11 protein-coding genes and 1 pseudogene are annotated in these 16004 nt (G+C 70.4%); 5 read left to right on the top strand and 7 right to left on the bottom strand.

Going from position 1 to position 16004, the window contains the following annotated elements:
* Position 1: 1 nt before the first annotated feature.
* The 4 genes from TN53_RS34000 to TN53_RS33985 are packed head-to-tail and all read right to left on the bottom strand — an operon-like array spanning position 2 to position 4571.
* Positions 2 to 886, bottom strand: coding sequence for an AAA family ATPase (locus TN53_RS34000; RefSeq protein ID WP_234441765.1), 885 nt, complete (start codon positions 884 to 886; stop codon positions 2 to 4).
* Positions 887 to 892: 6 nt separating this feature from the next.
* Positions 893 to 1747 carry an FAD binding domain-containing protein gene (locus TN53_RS33995; RefSeq protein WP_046262631.1) on the bottom strand — a complete coding sequence of 285 codons (855 nt, stop codon included), beginning with the start codon at positions 1745 to 1747 and terminating at the stop codon, positions 893 to 895.
* Positions 1744 to 4104 (bottom strand): xanthine dehydrogenase family protein molybdopterin-binding subunit, encoded by a 2361-nt coding sequence (locus tag TN53_RS33990; protein ID WP_046262630.1) that lies wholly within the window; start codon positions 4102 to 4104, stop codon positions 1744 to 1746. Before TN53_RS33990 ends, TN53_RS33995 begins: the two co-directional genes overlap by 4 nt.
* Positions 4101 to 4571: a (2Fe-2S)-binding protein gene (locus TN53_RS33985; RefSeq protein ID WP_046262629.1), complete on the bottom strand. Its 471-nt coding sequence runs from the start codon at positions 4569 to 4571 to the stop codon at positions 4101 to 4103. Before TN53_RS33985 ends, TN53_RS33990 begins: the two co-directional genes overlap by 4 nt.
* Before the next feature lie 274 nt (positions 4572 to 4845).
* Between TN53_RS33985 and TN53_RS33980 the strand changes: the two genes are divergently transcribed.
* The 3 genes and pseudogenes from TN53_RS33980 to TN53_RS33970 all read left to right on the top strand — a co-directional run.
* The gene (locus TN53_RS33980; protein ID WP_046262628.1) at positions 4846 to 6825 is read left to right on the top strand and encodes an elongation factor G; all 1980 of its coding nucleotides are present in this window, start codon (positions 4846 to 4848) and stop codon (positions 6823 to 6825) included.
* 93 nt (positions 6826 to 6918) lie between these two features.
* Complete coding sequence (locus TN53_RS33975; RefSeq protein ID WP_046262650.1) at positions 6919 to 8769, top strand: hypothetical protein; 1851 nt, start codon at positions 6919 to 6921, stop codon at positions 8767 to 8769.
* 130 nt (positions 8770 to 8899) lie between these two features.
* Positions 8900 to 9925 (top strand): annotated as a pseudogene (locus TN53_RS33970) (nucleotide disphospho-sugar-binding domain-containing protein); the annotation flags it as partial.
* Between the two features lie 4 nt (positions 9926 to 9929).
* Here the strand turns inward: TN53_RS33970 and TN53_RS33965 are convergent.
* Positions 9930 to 11174, bottom strand: a complete 1245-nt coding sequence (locus TN53_RS33965) for a YncE family protein (RefSeq protein WP_046262627.1) — start codon at positions 11172 to 11174, stop codon at positions 9930 to 9932.
* A 178-nt stretch (positions 11175 to 11352) separates the two neighbouring features.
* Between TN53_RS33965 and TN53_RS33960 the strand changes: the two genes are divergently transcribed.
* On the top strand, positions 11353 to 12015 hold the full coding sequence (locus tag TN53_RS33960) for a TetR/AcrR family transcriptional regulator (protein ID WP_046262648.1): 663 nt from the start codon (positions 11353 to 11355) through the stop codon (positions 12013 to 12015).
* A gap of 17 nt (positions 12016 to 12032) precedes the next feature.
* Here the strand turns inward: TN53_RS33960 and TN53_RS33955 are convergent, their stop codons facing one another.
* A complete protein-coding gene (locus tag TN53_RS33955) occupies positions 12033 to 13262 on the bottom strand; it encodes a glycosyltransferase (RefSeq protein ID WP_046262647.1) in 1230 nt (409 codons plus the stop codon).
* A gap of 204 nt (positions 13263 to 13466) precedes the next feature.
* On the opposite strand from TN53_RS33955, the gene TN53_RS33950 reads away from it, so the two are divergent.
* Entirely contained in the window at positions 13467 to 15419 is a 1953-nt protein-coding gene (locus TN53_RS33950) for a ricin-type beta-trefoil lectin domain protein (protein WP_046262626.1), read from the top strand.
* 99 nt (positions 15420 to 15518) lie between these two features.
* On the opposite strand, the gene TN53_RS33945 is transcribed toward TN53_RS33950, so the two are convergent.
* Positions 15519 to 15848, bottom strand: a complete 330-nt coding sequence (locus TN53_RS33945; protein ID WP_046262625.1) for a hypothetical protein — start codon at positions 15846 to 15848, stop codon at positions 15519 to 15521.
* Between the last annotated feature and the right edge of the window lie 156 nt (positions 15849 to 16004).

The following is a 16004-nucleotide window of genomic DNA, read 5'->3' as shown; positions in this document are numbered from 1 at the left end:
CTCACGCCCCTCGGGCGGAGAGCAGCGCCGCGAAGTCCAGCCCCCGCGCCCGCTCCACGTCCTCCCGATATTTCAGCACCGACCCCAGAGTCGTCACCGCCAGCTCCGCGTCCACCTCGCTCGCGCCCAGCGCGTCAAGGGCCTCCGCCCAGTCGATCGTCTCGGCCACCCCGGGCGGCTTGAACAGGTCCTGCGCACGCAGGGCCTGCACCAGCGCGGTCACCTGCTCCGCCAGCCGCGCCGACACCCCGGGCAGCCGCCGCCGCACGATGGCGAGTTCGCGCGCGAACCCCGGATGGTCGAACCAGTGGTAGAGACAGCGCCGCTTCAGCGCGTCGTGCACCTCACGGGTGCGGTTGGAGGTCAGCACGACCACGGGCGGGGACTGGGCCCGCAGGGTGCCCAGCTCCGGAACGGTCACCGAGTACTCCGAGAGCAGCTCCAGCAGGAACGCCTCGAACTCGTCGTCGGCACGGTCGATCTCGTCGACCAGCAGGACCGACGGCTGTGTCTCCAGCGCGCGCAGCAGTGGCCGGGCGATCAGGAAGCGCCGGTCGTACAGCTCGCTCTCCAGCCGGTCGGCGTCGCTGACCCCGGCCGCCTCGGCGGCGCGCAGATGCAGCAGCTGGCGTGGGAAGTCCCAGTCGTACAGCGCCTGCGAGGCCTCGATGCCCTCATGGCACTGGAGCCGGATCAGCGGGGCGTCGAGCGCCTCGGCGAGGGCGGAGGCGAGCGCGGTCTTGCCGACGCCCGCGTCGCCCTCGCAGAAGATCGGCCGGGCCAGCCGGAGGGCCAGGAAGCAGGCGACGGCCAGCCCGTGGTCGACGAGGTACCCCGTCTCCTCCAGGCGGGCCCGCACCTGTTCCGGACCGTCGAACCCGGTGATCGCCCCTCACCCCATCCCGGCTGCGGTGAGCACCGCCCGCTTGGTGAGCACCCGCGCCAGATGTGCCCGGTACTCGGGCGAGGCCGAGGTGTCCTGCGACGGCTGGGTCCCGACCGCCGCCGACTCCGCGGCCCGCGCCACCGCCTGTGCGTCCCCGGCGCCGCTGAGGGCCTCCTCGGTCGCCGTGGCGCGCAGTGGTGTCGTGCCCATGTTGGTCAGCCCGACCCGGGCCTCGGCGATGTGCCCGTCGTCGCGCCGCACCAGCGCGGCCACGCCGACCATCGCCCAGGACTGGGCGACCCGATGGAACTTCTCGTAGTGGAAGCCCCAGCCGTCGGCCTTCGGCACCCGCACCTCCACAAGCAACTCGTCGGGATCCAGGGCCGATTGGAGGTAGTCGACGAAGAACTGCCGGGCGGGGACGGTCCGTCGTCCGCGCGGGCCCTGCGCCACCAGTTCGGCGTCGAGCGCCAGTACCACCGCGGGCAGGTCACCGGCCGGATCGGCGTGTGCCAGGGAGCCGCCGAGGGTGCCCCGATGGCGTACGGCGGGATCCGCGACGGTCGCCGTGGCGGCGGCGAGCAGGCCCGCGTGGCGGCGTACCAGCGGGTCGCGGATCACGTCGTGGTGGGTGGTCATCGCGCCGATGACGAGGGTGTCGCCGTCCTCGCGGACCCCGCGCAGTTCGGGGATGCGGCCGACGTCCACGACCAGCTCGGGGAAGGCGAGGCGGAGCCTGAGCAGCGGCAGCAGGCTCTGCCCGCCGGCCAGTACCTTGGCGTCCTCGCCGGCCCCGGCGAGCGTGCGTACCGCCTCGTCGACGTCGGCCGGACGGGCGTAGTCGAATGCCGGGGGAATCATGCCGAGGCCTCCTCGATGGCTCGCCACACCCGTTCGGGGGTGCAGGGCATCCGTACCTCCGTCACGCCCAGCGGACGCAGCGCGTCCACGACGGCGTTGACGACGGCGGGCGTGGACGCGATCGTCCCTGCTTCGCCGACTCCCTTGACGCCCAGGGGGTTGGTGGTCGACGGCGTCTCCGTGCGGTCCGTCACGAAGTCGGGCAGGTCCGGCGCGGACGGGACGAGGTAGTCGGCCATCGTGCCGGAGACGAGGTTGCCCTGGTCGTCGTAGACCGCCTCCTCGTACAGTGCCTGCGCGATGCCCTGCGCGAGGCCGCCGTGCACCTGGCCCTCGACGATCATCGGGTTGATGACCTTGCCGACGTCGTCGACGCAGACGTACGACCGGATGTGGCTGTGTCCCGTCTCGGTGTCGACCTCGACCGCGCAGAGGTGGGTGCCGTGCGGGTAGGAGAAGTTGTCCGGGTCGGTGACGTGTCCGGCGTTGATGGTGGGTTCCATGCCGTCGGGCAGGTCGTGCGAGGAGAACGTCTCGAAGGCGAGTTCCTGGATGGTCTTGCGGGCGTCGGGGGAGCCCTTGACCGAGAAGACGCCGTCCGTGAACTCCAGGTCCTGCTCGCTGGCTTCGAGCAGATGGGCGGCCACCTTGCGGGCCTTGTCCACCACCTTCCGCGCCGCGTGGTGGATGGCGGTGCCGCCCACCACGAGGGAGCGCGAGCCGTAGGTGTCCATGCCCTGCGGGGCCGCCCTGGTGTCGCCGTGCACGACCTGGACGTCCTCGAACGGCACACCCAGGACGTCGGCGGCGATCTGGCTCCAGCACGTCACATGGCCCTGCCCGTGCGGACTGGTCCCGGTGACCACCTCGACCTTGCCGGTGGGCAGCACACGGATGCTCGCCGCCTCCCAGCCGCCGGCCGCGTACCGCAGGTCCCGCAGCACCCGGCTCGGCGCGAGCCCGCACATCTCGGTGTAGGTCGACACCCCGATGCCGAGGCGTACGGAGTCTCCCCGGCGATTGCGGTCCGCCTGCTCGGCACGGAGTTTGTCGTAGTCGAACAGCGCGAGCGCCTTCTCGGTCGCGGCCTCGTAGTTGCCGCTGTCGTAGGTCAGACCCGCGATCGTCGTGTACGGGAACTCCTCGTGCCCGATCCAGTTCCGGCGCCGCAACTCCACCGGATCCAGGCCGAGTTCGACCGCCAGCTCGTCCATGACGCGCTCGATGGCGTACGTCGCCTCCGGGCGCCCGGCGCCGCGGTAGGCGTCGGTCGGAGTCTTGGTGGTGAAGACGCCGGTGACGTTGAGCTCGTAGGAACCCATCTTGTAGATCCCCGGATACATGAACGCGCCCAGGATCGGGATGCCCGGCGTGACCAGCATCAGATAGGCGCCCATGTCGACCAGCAGGTCGGCCTTGAGGCCCAGCAGTTTGCCGTCGCGGTTCGCGGCGATCTCGATGTCCTGGATCATGCCGCGGCCGTGGTGGGTCGCCAGATAGCCCTCGGAGCGGGACTCGGTCCACTTGACCGGGCGTCCGAGGCGGCGGGCGACCGTGAGGGCGATGGCCTCCTCGCCGTACACCTGGAGCTTGGAGCCGAAGCCGCCGCCCACGTCGGGGGCGATCACCCGCAGTTTGTGCTCGGGGACCCCGGTGACCACGGCGAGCATGATCCGCAGGATGTGCGGGATCTGGGTGGAGGAGTAGAGGGTGTACTCGCCGGAGGCGGCGAGCGGGGTGACGACGACTCCGCGCGGTTCCATGGCGTTGGGGATGAGCCGTTGGTGGACGTAGCGGCGCTTGAGGGTGACCTCGGCGCGCTGTCGTACGGCGTCGAAGTCCTCGCCGGTCCTCAGCGGCCAGAGGTAGCTGCGGTTGGTGCCCTTGTCGGAGTGGACCAGGGGAGAGTTCTCGGTGAGCGCGGCCTCCAGGTCCAGTACCGGCGGCAGGGGCGTGTAGTCGACCTCGATCGCTTCGAGGGCGTCGGCTGCCGCGTACCGGTCGCGGGCCACGACGACCGCCACCGGGTCACCGGCGTACCGCACCTCGTCGACGGCGATGGGCGGGTGGTCGGGCAGCACGATGTCCTCGGTCACCGGCCATGCGCAGGGCAGCGATCCCATCCCCTCCGCGAGGTCGCTGCCGCTGAACGCCGCGACGACGCCCGGGCGTTCGAGAGCGGGCGTCACGTCGACACGGTCGATGTGGGCATGGGCCATGGGGCTGCGCAGGATCGCCAGATGGAGGAGACCGCCCGCGCTGATGTTGTCGGTCCAGTTGGTCTGCCCGGTGAGCAGGCGTGCGTCCTCCTTGCGGGGGCGGGAGCGGCCGACCTCGCGCTCTGCGGTCCCGCTCATGTCCGTACCTCCTGTTCGGAGGCGTCGAGCACCGCGCGCACGATGTTCTGGTAGCCGGTGCAGCGGCAGAGATTGCCCTCCAGGGCGTGGCGCACCTCGTCGGAGGTGGGGTGGGGGTTGTCCCGCAGCAGATCCCGCGCCGCCATGAGCATGCCCGGAGTGCAGTAGCCGCACTGGAGTGCGTGCCGCTCGTGGAACGCCCGCTGGAGCCCCGTCCACTCACCGTTCGACGTCAGGCCCTGGACGGTGGTCACTTCGCTCCCGTCCGCCTGGACGGCCAGGACCGAGCAGCTCTTGACGCTCGCACCGTCCAGGTCGACCGTGCAGGCCCCGCAGTTGGAGGTGTCGCAGCCCACGGGGGTGCCGGTCAGGCCCAGTCGGTCACGCAGGTAGTGGATCAGCAGCAGACGGGGTTCGACCTCGTCCTGGTAGTTCGTGCCGTCCACCTTCACCGAGATGCGGGTCATGTGCCCTCCCAGGGAACCGTGCGAGGGGATAGCAGGGGGCTGGCGGGGGAAATCGGCCACCTGACGTGATGGGCGTCACTCTAGGACCGGCCAGGGGAGGGGGCGAGGGCTGGGACGTGGCTTTGTTGACCGTTAATTCGTTGGCGCCCGGTACGCGGATCTGCTGCACTGCGAGGGACCCGGTAGGCGATCAACGGAGGAGAGCAGTAATGCGAGGAGCACGCATGTCCACCCAAGAAGGAATGCCCCCCCTCTTCGAAGGACATGACGCTTCGTGCACTTGCTCAACCTCGGGATCCTCGCCCACGTCGACGCCGGTAAGACCAGCCTCACCGAGCGGCTGCTGCACTCCGCCGGCGTCATCGACGAGATCGGCAGCGTCGACGCCGGCAGCACCCGGACCGATTCCCTCGCGCTGGAGCGGCAGCGCGGCATCACCATCAAGTCCGCCGTCGTCTCGTTCGCGGTCGACGACGTCACCGTCAATCTCATCGACACCCCCGGTCACCCGGACTTCATCGCCGAGGTGGAGCGGGTGCTCGGCGTCCTCGACGGCGCCGTGCTGGTGGTCTCGGCCGTCGAGGGCGTCCAGGCGCAGACCCGCGTCCTGATGCGCACCCTCCAGCGGCTGAAGATCCCCACGCTGATCTTCGTCAACAAGATCGACCGTCGCGGTGCGCGGTACGACGGTGTCCTGCGCGCTCTCTCCGAGCGGCTCACGCCCGCGGTCGTACCGATGGGGCGGGCCGTCGGGCTCGGCACCCGTAAGGCCGTGTTCGTCCCGGACCGCGTTCCCCTCGACGTCCTCGCGGAACACGACGACGAGCTGCTCGCGGCCTATGTCGAGGGGACGCTCTCTCAGGACCGGGTGCGCACGGCGCTCGTCGCCCGGACCCGTGAGGCCCTCGTCCACCCGGTGTTCTTCGGCTCCGCGGTCACCGGAGCGGGCGTCCCCGAACTCATCGCCGGGATCAAGGAGTTGCTGCCCCGCGCCGCCGGTGACCCCGACGGCCCGGTCTGCGGCACCGTCTTCAAGGTCGAGCGGGGCCCGGCAGGGGAGAAGGTCGCCTACGCGCGGATGTTCTCCGGAACGCTGCGCACCCGCGACCGGGTCCCCTTCGGCGACACCCGGGCCGGCGACGCCCGCGAGGAGGGCCGGGTCACCGCGGTGAGCGTCTTCGACCACGGCACGGACCTCCGTGAGGACGCGGTCCCGGCGGGGCGGATCGCGAGGCTCTGGGGTCTCGCCGACGTGCGGATCGGCGACGCGATCGGCGAACCCCGCACGACGCACGGGCACTTCTTCGCCCCGCCGACCCTGGAGACCGTGGTCGTGCCGGGCCCGGACACGGACCGCAGGGCGCTGCACCTCGCGCTCGGCCAACTCGCCGAACAGGACCCGTTGATCGGGCTGCGCCACGACGAGGTACGCCAGGAGACCTCCGTCTCCCTGTACGGGGAGGTCCAGAAGGAGGTCATTCAAGCCACTCTGGCGCAGGAGTTCGGGCTCGCCGTCGGCTTCCGGGAGACCACACCGCTCTGCATCGAGAGGCCGGCGGGGACGGGGGCCGCCGCCGAGTTCATCAAGAAGGACGCCAACCCGTTCCTCGCCTCCGTCGGCCTGCGCGTCGACCCCACCCCGCCCGGAACCGGCGTCGCCTTCCGCCTGGAGGTGGAGCTGGGCGCCATGCCGTACGCCTTCTTCAAGGCGGTCGAGGACACGGTCCGCGAGACCCTCGCCCAGGGCCTCAACGGCTGGCAGGTCACCGACTGCACGGTCACGATGACCCACTGCGGCTACTGGCCCCGCCAGAGCCACGCCCACCAGGGCTTCGACAAGAGCATGTCCAGCACCGGGGCCGACTTCCGGGGCCTGACACCGCTGGTTCTGACCGAGGCGCTGCGCAAGGCAGGGAGCCAGGTGCACGAGCCGATGCACCGCTTCCGGATCGAGGCCCCGGCGGACACCCTGGGGGCTCTGCTGCCGGTCCTGGCCGCGCTCCAGGCCGTACCGCGGACCACCGAGACACGTGGGGAGAGCTGCGTCCTGGAGGGTGCGGTGCCGGCGGCCCGCGTGCACGCGCTGGAGCAGCGGCTGCCCGGACTCACGCGTGGTGAGGGCGAGTTGGAGAGCGGGTTCGACCACTACGCGCCGGTCGTGCGCGGTGATGTACCGAGCCGTCCGCGTACCGATCACAACCCGCTGAACCGCAAGGAGTACCTGTTGAACGTGACACGTCGAGTCGGCAGTTGAGGTGGCTGAGAAAGAACGTGTAAAGAAAAGCTGAGACTTACTCATGAGTCAGAAGTGTTGACGGTGTCCGGAAATCGCCCGACTGTAGTGGACATGCCGAATATCCGGTTGCGTCTGCTGGCTGTTCTGGTCGTCCTCTTCGGATCCCTGACGGTGGCGGGTGCCGGGCCCGCCACCGCCGCCGTCCCCAATTCCCTCTGGTTCGACGGCACGGCGCTCACCGTGTCGAACGGCCGCTTCGTCGACGGCCAAGGCCGCGAGGTGGTTCTCCGTGGTTACAACGTCTCCGGCGAGACCAAGCTCGACGAGAACCACGGCCTGCCCTTCGCCTCCGTGGCCGACGCCAAGAAGTCGGCGACCGCGCTGAGAGCCCTCGGCGGCGGCAACTCGGTCCGCTTTCTGCTCTCCTGGGCCTACGCCGAGCCCGTGCGCGGCCAGCTGGACACGGCCTACCTGGCCGCCGCCACCGCACAGATGGGCGCCTTCCTGGACGCGGGCATCCGCGTCTACCCCGACTTCCACCAGGACCTCTACTCCCGCTACCTCTTCGACTCGGACAGCTGGTACACCGGCGACGGCGCCCCGCAATGGGCGGTGGACCTCGGCAACTATCCGGACGAGTCCTGCGGGATCTGCTTCCTCTGGGGTCAGAACATCACCCAGAACGGCGCGGTGAAGGCCGCCCAGTACGACTTCTGGCACAACGCCCACGGCCTCCAGGACTCCTTCCTCACCACGGCCCAGAAGACCATGGCGTACATCAAGCAGAACCTGTCCGCCGAGCAGTTCACCGGCGTCCTCGGCTTCGACCCCTACAACGAGCCCTACGCCGGCACCTACGACTCCGGCCAGGCCAGCCGCACCTGGGAACGCGACCTGCTGTGGCCCTTCTACGTGAAGTTCCGCGCCCGGATGGACGCGGCCGGCTGGACGGACAAGCCCGCCTTCGTCGAGCCGAACCTGTTCTGGAACGGCAACGTCAGCAAGGAGGAGGGCGGCCTGCTCGACGCGGGCGCCATCGGCTCCCGGTACGTCTTCAACACCCACTTCTACGACCAGAAGGCCATCTCCGGCGTCCTCATGTGGGGCAACGCCTCGGACGGCCAGTACGTGACCGACTTCGCCACGGTCCGCGACCGGGCCTCGGCGCTCGGCACCACGGCCGTCGTCAGCGAGTTCGGCCACCCCCTGAACGGCAACACCGCCGGCAAGGCGCCGACCGTCCTGAAGGCGATGTACCAGGCCCTGGACTCCCGGGTGAAGGGCGCCAACTGGTGGACCACGCCCGCCACTTCCGGTCCGGTGCTGTCCGGCTCGCAGTGGCAGTGGGACATCTACTACGGCCGCCACCACGAGCTGATGAACGGCAACCCCGACAAGGTGCTCACCGCCGCGGACGCCTGGAACGACGAGGACCTGTCCGCCGTCTGCCTCGACGACTCCGGCACGCCCGTGCTGCGACAGGACGCCCGGCTCCTCGACCGGATCTACCCGAGCGCCACCTCGGGCAGCACCCTCGCCTTCACCTACGAGGACCGCTCCCGCGACGGCTCCACGACCCTGACCTGGAACCAGGTCCCGAGCAGCCTGCCGAACGTGTCCTCGCTGGTCGGCTCCGGCCAGTACTCCCTGCTGGTGTGGCGCTCGGGCAGTGGCTCGGCACCGACCGAACTGCACCTCCCGGCGTCCTTCCCGAACGCCTCCACCACCGTGGTCTCCGACCTCGGCACGGCGTACGCCCCGCCGGCGTACACCTCGACCACCCCGATCGGCACGACCGCCGAACCGGGCGGCACCGGAAGCCGCCGCCTCCTGCTCACCGACACCGACAGCGGCACCCCGCACTACGCGCTCGTCACCAACGGGGCCACCTCGCCCTCCGCGTCCCTGCTCAGCGCGGCCAAGTCGGAACTGGCCGCATGGATGGCGTCGAAGTTCGCTTGACCCTCTCCTTACGTCAGGGTCGAGTCTGGACCCCGACGAAAGGGCAGGTGAATGAGGTACTCCGTGCGGCAGGTCGCGTCCTGGGCCGCGGTGACGGTGCGCACGCTCCATCACTACGGCCTGGGAGAGCGGTGGGGCGGCGACCAGGCGTGAACTGATGCGTACCGCGGCCGAGTTCGTCACCGAGCTCGGTCAGGGATTCGCCGCCGCGATGGACCGGGGGACGGATCTGCTTCTGCTCTCGACGACCACGGCTCCCCTCGGCCGGCACCTGGCCGAGGCCACCGGCACCCCGGCGATCGGCGCGTACGTCGTGCCCGCCGCCCCGACCGGGGACTTCCCGCCCGTGGTCGCCACGGCCCGCTCACTGGGCCGCCTCGGCAACCGTACGGCCGGACGTCTCGCGCTGCGCATGGCCGACCGTCTCTACACAGGGGCAGTCGCGGACCTGCGCCGGAGCCTCGACCTGCCCCCGCTGACGCCGCGTGCGATGCGCCGCAGACAGGAGCAGGCGAACCGGCCCGTCCTGCACGGCTTCAGCACGGCACTCGTACCGCGCCCCGCCGACTGGCGGCCGGGGCTGGAGGTCGTGGGCGCCTGGTGGCCGTACGTCGACGAGTCCCGGCGGCTGACCGCGGAACTGGAGGACTTCCTCGCGGCCGGAGCGCGGCCGGTGTTCATCGGGTTCGGCAGCATGGCGGCCGGGCAGGGGGAGCGGATGTGCGACATCGCCGTACGGGCCCTGCGGCGGGCCGGGCTGCGCGGGATCCTGCAGACCGGCAGCGCCGGACTCGCGGCCGACGGCGACGACGTCCTGACCGTCGGGGACGTACCGCACGCGCTGCTGTTCCCGCGGGTCGCCGCCGTGGTCCACCACGCCGGAGCGGGCACCGCGGCGGCCGGACCGAGTGCCGGGGTACCCGCGGTGCCGGTGACGGCGGACCAGCCGTTCTGGGCGGGGCGGCTGGCCGCGCTCGGAGCCGCCACCGACCCGATCCCGTTCCGGTCGCTCACGGCCGAGGCGCTCGCCGACGCGCTCGGCCGTGTGGCACGGCAGCAGTCCTACAGCCGTGCGGCCGTGACCGCCGCGCAGCTCATGGCCGCCGAGGACGGGGCGGGCGCGGCGGTCAAGGCCGTGGAACGGTCGGCGGGCTGAGCCTTCAGGAGGCCGGGCTCGTCCAGGTCGTCGCGACATGGCCCAGGCGGACGCGCTGGGGGTGGTCGCCGACCGGGACGGACACCGTTTTCTGGCCGGTGGCGAAGTCGATGGCCGTGACCTGGTCGGTGCCGCTCTCGGAGACCACGCAGAGCTTGCCGTCGCCGCTGACCGTGGCCCAGTAGGGCTTGGAGGCGGTGACGAGTGGGCCCTCCTGGAGGGTCGTGCGGTTGACGACGGTCGCGTAGTCGTCCATGGTTCCGGCGACGCACAGCTTGGTGCCGTCGGGGCTCATCGAGATGCCGTGGTGGCGGGAGTCGTTGACGAACGTGGTGCGGTCGTCGCTGGTCGCCGGGTTCTTCGGGAGGGTCTTCGTGCGGGTGATCTTGTCGGTGGCGAGGTCGTACTCGAAGAAGCCGTTGAAGAACGACACCTGGAAGTACAGCTTGGACTCGTCCGGGGAGAACACGGCCGGGCGGACCGCGTCGGAGTAGTCCGTGAGACCGATCGCGTCCAGCTTCGGCCGCATGTCGATGACCTTGACCTGCTGGTACGTCGTGGCGTCGACGACCGTGATGCGCCGGTCGCCCTTCGTCCAGTCCAGCCATGGGGCGTCGGTGTCGGTGTTCACGTCACCGATCGCCATGTTGTAGATGTACTTGCCGTCCTTGGTGAAGATGTTCTCGTGCGGCTTGTCGCCGGTGGTGAACTTGCCGAGCTGCTTTCCGGTGCTGATGTCGAGCACGTGCACGGTGTTCGAGGTCGAGGCGGATACCGCCACCCGGGTGCCGTCGGGGGAGACCGCCATGTGGTCCGAGCGGTAACCCGACACGGGGAAGCGCCAGTTGATGGCCCCGGTGGACAGGTTGATCGACACGACGTCGGCGAAGCTCGGCCGGGAGACGACGACCGACGCGCCGTCCGGTGTGGTGTACATGTCGTCGACGAACTGGTCGTGGCCCTCGCCGACACCGTTGCGGATCGCCGTGAAGTAGATCCACTTGATCGGATCGGCGTTGATCTCCGCCATCCGCGCGTCCTTGTCGGGGATGACGTTGATCCGGCCGATCTTCGCCAGATCGCCCGTGGACCTGAGGACGTCGGCGGTGCCTTCCCAGTTGTTGCCGACGAACAGCACCTCGCGCAGGGCGGCGGCCTCCGCTGCGGTGGCGGCGGTCGCCGGTGCGGTGACGGTCAGGGCGACGGCGGCGGCCAGAGCGCCAAGGTGCCGGGGTCTGAAAGCGGGCATGACGGCTCTCTCCTCTGAGTGGGGTTCATGAGTAGGACATGCCAAGGCGAAGCTCGTGAAACTGAACACAGACGCTTTCAGAATCAACTTACTGAAAAGTAAGGAAGGGGCGCCCTGTCCACAAGACCGCGTACACGATAAAAATTGGCGCGTCACAGGACGATCAGCGGAGGTGACCGTGGCGGGCAGGCTCAAGGCGCCGACCGGCCGCTACGGCGGCAAGACCGCCGTGGAACGACAGGCGCTGCGGCGCGGGCGCTTCCTGGACGCGGCTCTGCAGCTGTTCGGCGACACCCCCGGCTACCGCAACACCACGGTGGCCGCACTCAGCGAGGCCGCGGGCCTGTCGACCCGCCAGTTCTACGAGGAGTTCCGCACCCTCGAGGATGTCCTCGCGGCCCTCCATCTCCAGGTCAACGGCTGGGCCGAGGAGGCGGTCCTAACGGCGGTGGCCGACGCGGACGAACTCCCGCTCGCCGACCGCGTCGCCGCGATCTTCCGCGCCTATGCCGCCAATGTCACCGGCGACCCCCGCCGTATCCGCATCACCTTCGTCGAGATCATCGGCGTCAGCCCCCGCCTGGAGGAACAGCGCCTCGCCCGCCGCGCCGGTTGGATCGACCTGCTGTGCACCGAGGCGAACGCGGCCGTCGCCCGCGGGGAGGCGACACCGCGGGACTACCGGATCCCGGCGACGGCGTTCATCGGCGCCGTCAACGGACTGCTGCACGACTGGAGCGCGGGGTGGGTGGACGCGACTCTGGACGAAGTGGTGGAGGAGCTGGTGCGCCAGCTGCTGGCGATTCTGCGGCCGGTGGGGTGGGAGCCGGCGGGAGGCTGAAGCGGTGACGGAGGCGTCTACCCCGCCAGCCGGCTCACGGCCTCCACCACCGGCCCGACCCCGTCCTCCTCACGAATCCGCGCCCCCAGCGCCCGCGCCCGCTCCCGGTACCCCGGATCGCGGGTGACCCGCGTCAGCGCCGAGGCCAGGGTGTCCGTGTTCAGCCCCCGTAGCGGTACCGCACGCGGTGCCACGCCCAGCGCGACCAACCGCGCGGACCAGAAGCCCGCGTCGAACTGGACCGGCACCGGTACGGCGGGCACCCCGGCCCGCAGCCCCGCCGCGGTCGTGCCCGCGCCCGCGTGATGGACGAGCGCCGCCATGTGGGGGAAGAGCGCCGAGTGGGCGACCTCGCCGACGGTCAGCATGTCCTCGCCGTCAGCCGCGAGCCCGCCCCAGCCCTGCTGGATCACCCCGCGCAGCCCGGCCCGGCGCAGCGCGCGCACGATGTCGGCGCTGAGCCGCCCGGGGTCCGGGACCGTCGCACTGCCCAGACCCACGAAGACCGGAGGTTCGCCCGCGTCGAGGAAGTCCCGCACCTCGGGCGGAAGTTCGCTCTTCACGTCGTACGGCCACCAATAGCCGGTCACGTCCAGCCCCGCCCGCCAGTCGCGTGGCCTGGCCACCACCAGCGGGCTGAAGCCGTGGTGCACGGGCCACGCCTGCCGCTCCCGGGCCCGCAGTGCCGCCGTGGTGCGGGCCTGGGGCATCCCCAGCCGTTCGCGCACCGCGGGGACGGTCGCGGCGAAGACCTGCTCCACGGCCAGGCCCACGCCGTGCCCGGCGAGCCGGTTGCCGGCCGCTCCCCAGGAGCGGCCGCCGAGCATGGGAGGGCCGAACTCGCGTGTGGGGGCGAGAGGTTGGAGATAGACGCCCATGCTGGGCAGCGACAGACCCTCGGCGACGGTGTGTCCCAGCGGTGCGAGCGAGCCGGACAGCAGCAGCACGTCGCATCCCCGCGCGGCCGCCAGCACGTCGTCGGCCATCTCCTGGGCCAGGGCCCGCGCCATCCTCACCACCCGCAGCAGCTTCCCGGCGCCCGTCGCGCTGTCGTGCAGTGCCCGCCCGCGCGAGGACTCCAGCTCCGCCCGGGGATCGAGCGGCAGGGCGTGGAATCCGAGCCCCGACCCCGCCACCAACGGCTCGAAGGAGCCGTGCGTGACCAGGGTGACCTCGTGCCCGGCCCGCACCAGGCCGTGCCCCAGTCCGGTGAACGGGGCGACGTCGCCCCGGGATCCCGCCGTCATGATCGCTACGTGCACAACGGTCAGTATGGCGCCGCTGCGTGCTCCGACGGGCGAACGACCCAAGGAGAACGGCTACTTCACGCCTGTCACATCCGTTGACTTCCCCCTCCGGCGGCTCTACTTTCGGCGCGCGACACGTTCGAACTGCCGATCCTTGTTCGAAATATCGCCACCCTTGAGTGTTTCCCCGCACGAAGGAGCCGCATGTACCCCCCACGGTGTTCCGTACGCCGCGTCAGAGCCGCCGCCGTACGCGCCCTCGTCCTCGCCCTGGCCGCCACCGCCGCCCTGCTGTTCGCGCAGCCGAACCAGGCGCAGGCGGCGACCAGCCGTCAGATATCCGTGCCCGCCGCCCCGATGGGCTGGGCCTCCTGGAACAGCTTCGCCGCGAAGATCGACTACAGCGTGATCAAGCAGCAGGTCGACGCGTTCGTCGCCTCGGGTCTGCCGGCGGCGGGCTACCAGTACATCAACATCGACGAGGGCTGGTGGCAGGGCACCCGTGACAGTGCCGGCAACATCACCATCGACGAGACGGAGTGGCCCGGTGGCATGAAGGCCATCGCCGACTACATCCACAGCAAGGGCCTCAAGGCCGGCATCTACACCGACGCCGGCAAGGACGGCTGCGGCTACTACTACCCGACCGGCCGCCCCGCCGCGCCCGGCTCCGGCAGTGAGGGCCACTACGAGCAGGACATGCTCCAGTTCTCGCAGTGGGGCTTCGACTTCGTGAAGGTCGACTGGTGCGGCGGTGACGCGGAGGGACTCGACGCGAAGACGACGTACCAGGCCATCAGCGACGCGATCACGAAGGCCACCACCAGCACCGGCCGCCCGATGACCCTGTCGCTGTGCAACTGGGGCCGGCAGAACCCGTGGAACTGGGCCCCGGGCCAGGGCGCGATGTGGCGCACCAATGACGACATCATCATCTACGGCAACAAGCCGTCCATGACCAACCTGCTGACCAACTACGACCGCAACCTGCACCCCACGGCCCAGCACACCGGCTACTACAACGACCCCGACATGCTGATGGTCGGCATGGACGGCTTCACCGCCGCCCAGAACCGCACCCACATGAACCTGTGGGCCATCTCCGGCGCCCCGCTCCTCGCCGGCAACAACCTCGCCACGATGACCACCGAGACCGCGAACATCCTCAAGAACCCCGAGGTCATCGCCGTCGACCAGGACCCGCGCGGCCTCCAGGGCGTCAAGGTCGCCGAGGACACCAGCGGACTGCAGGTGTACGGCAAGGTCCTGTCCGGCGCAGGCAACCGCGCGGTCGTTCTGCTCAACCGCACCTCCGCCGCCCAGAACATCACCGTCCGCTGGTCCGACCTCGGCCTGACCAACGCCAACGCGACCGTCCGTGACCTGTGGACGCAGCAGAACATCGGCTCGTACGGCACGAGCTACACCACCAGCGTCCCGGCGGGCGGCTCCGTGATGCTCACGGTCAAGGGCGGCACCGAGGCCGCGAGCAGCACCTACACCGGCACGTCGACCTTCTCCGGCGTGGTCGCCGGGAGCACCGGTCTGAAGACCGTCGACGTCGCCTACACCAACAACACCTCGACCGCCCGCAAGGCCGCCCTCAAGGTCAACGGCCAGGGCTCCACGGCGGTCTCCTTCCCGCCGACCGGTGCCAGTCAGGGAACGATCAGCGTCCAGGTCGCCCTCTCCAAGGGCTCCTCGAACACGCTGACCTTCACCGGCGCCCCGACCCTTGCCGACATCACGGTCAGGCCGCTGCCCGGCGCCAACGGCAATCTGGTCGTCGGCACACAGTCGAGCCGCTGCCTCGACATCAACGACAACACCCTCACCAACGGCACCCAGGCCCAGCTCTGGGACTGCAACGGCGGCCAGAACCAGGCCTGGACGTACACCTCCCGCAAGGAACTCGTGGTGTACGGGAACAAGTGCCTGGACGCCTACAACCAAGGCACGGCCAACGGCACCAAGGTCGTGATCTGGGACTGCAACGGTCAGAACAACCAGAAGTGGAACGTCAACACCGACGGCACCCTCACCAACGTCCACTCCGGGCTCTGCCTGGACGCCTACAACAACCAGACGGCCAACGGCAGCCAGCTGGTGCTGTGGTCCTGCGGCACCGGCGACAACCAGAAGTGGACGCTGAACTAGCGGAGCCGGACCCCGCACCGGCGAGGCTGTGTCCGGCACAGCCTCGCCCTCCACCCGCAGGCCGCGAACCGCTCGACGAGCGCGGCACGGGTCCACAGGTCAAGGCCGGAGCTGCGGCACGACGCACACCACCACGACACCGACGAGTCCGGCACAGCCCAGCAGCCACCCTGCCAGCAGTCTGCGCCGCAGCTCGCGGTACTTCGCCTCGTACTCCTCCCGCAGCCGCCCGGCACGCGCCGAAGTGTGGTGCCAGGAGTCGCGGGCGAGTGCGAGGTACTCCGCCTCGAACCGCCGCTCCACCTCGGCCCGTTGGGTGTCCGTGAGCCAGTCCAGTGGTGCGGTGAAGCGCTCGGCGGCCGTGCGGCCCTCCTCGCGGGTGGCGGCGAGCAGCAGATGGCCCTCGACGTCGGCCAGGAACTTGCTCACGGAGCGGTCAACTCCCTCTGCGGCTCGGTGGTGTGGCGCAGGTCGAACGCCGGGGACTCGCTGCGGATCCGCGGCAGGGTGAGGAAGTTGTGCCGCGGGGGCGGGCAGGACGTCGCCCACTCCAGCGAGCGGCCGTAGCCCCACGGGTCGTCGACC

Source organism: Streptomyces sp. WM6386, assembly GCF_000972385.1.
Lineage (GTDB): Bacteria > Actinomycetota > Actinomycetes > Streptomycetales > Streptomycetaceae > Streptomyces.
Note: the sequence above shows the minus strand (reverse complement) of the source record. Positions and strands in the feature narration are given on the sequence as shown.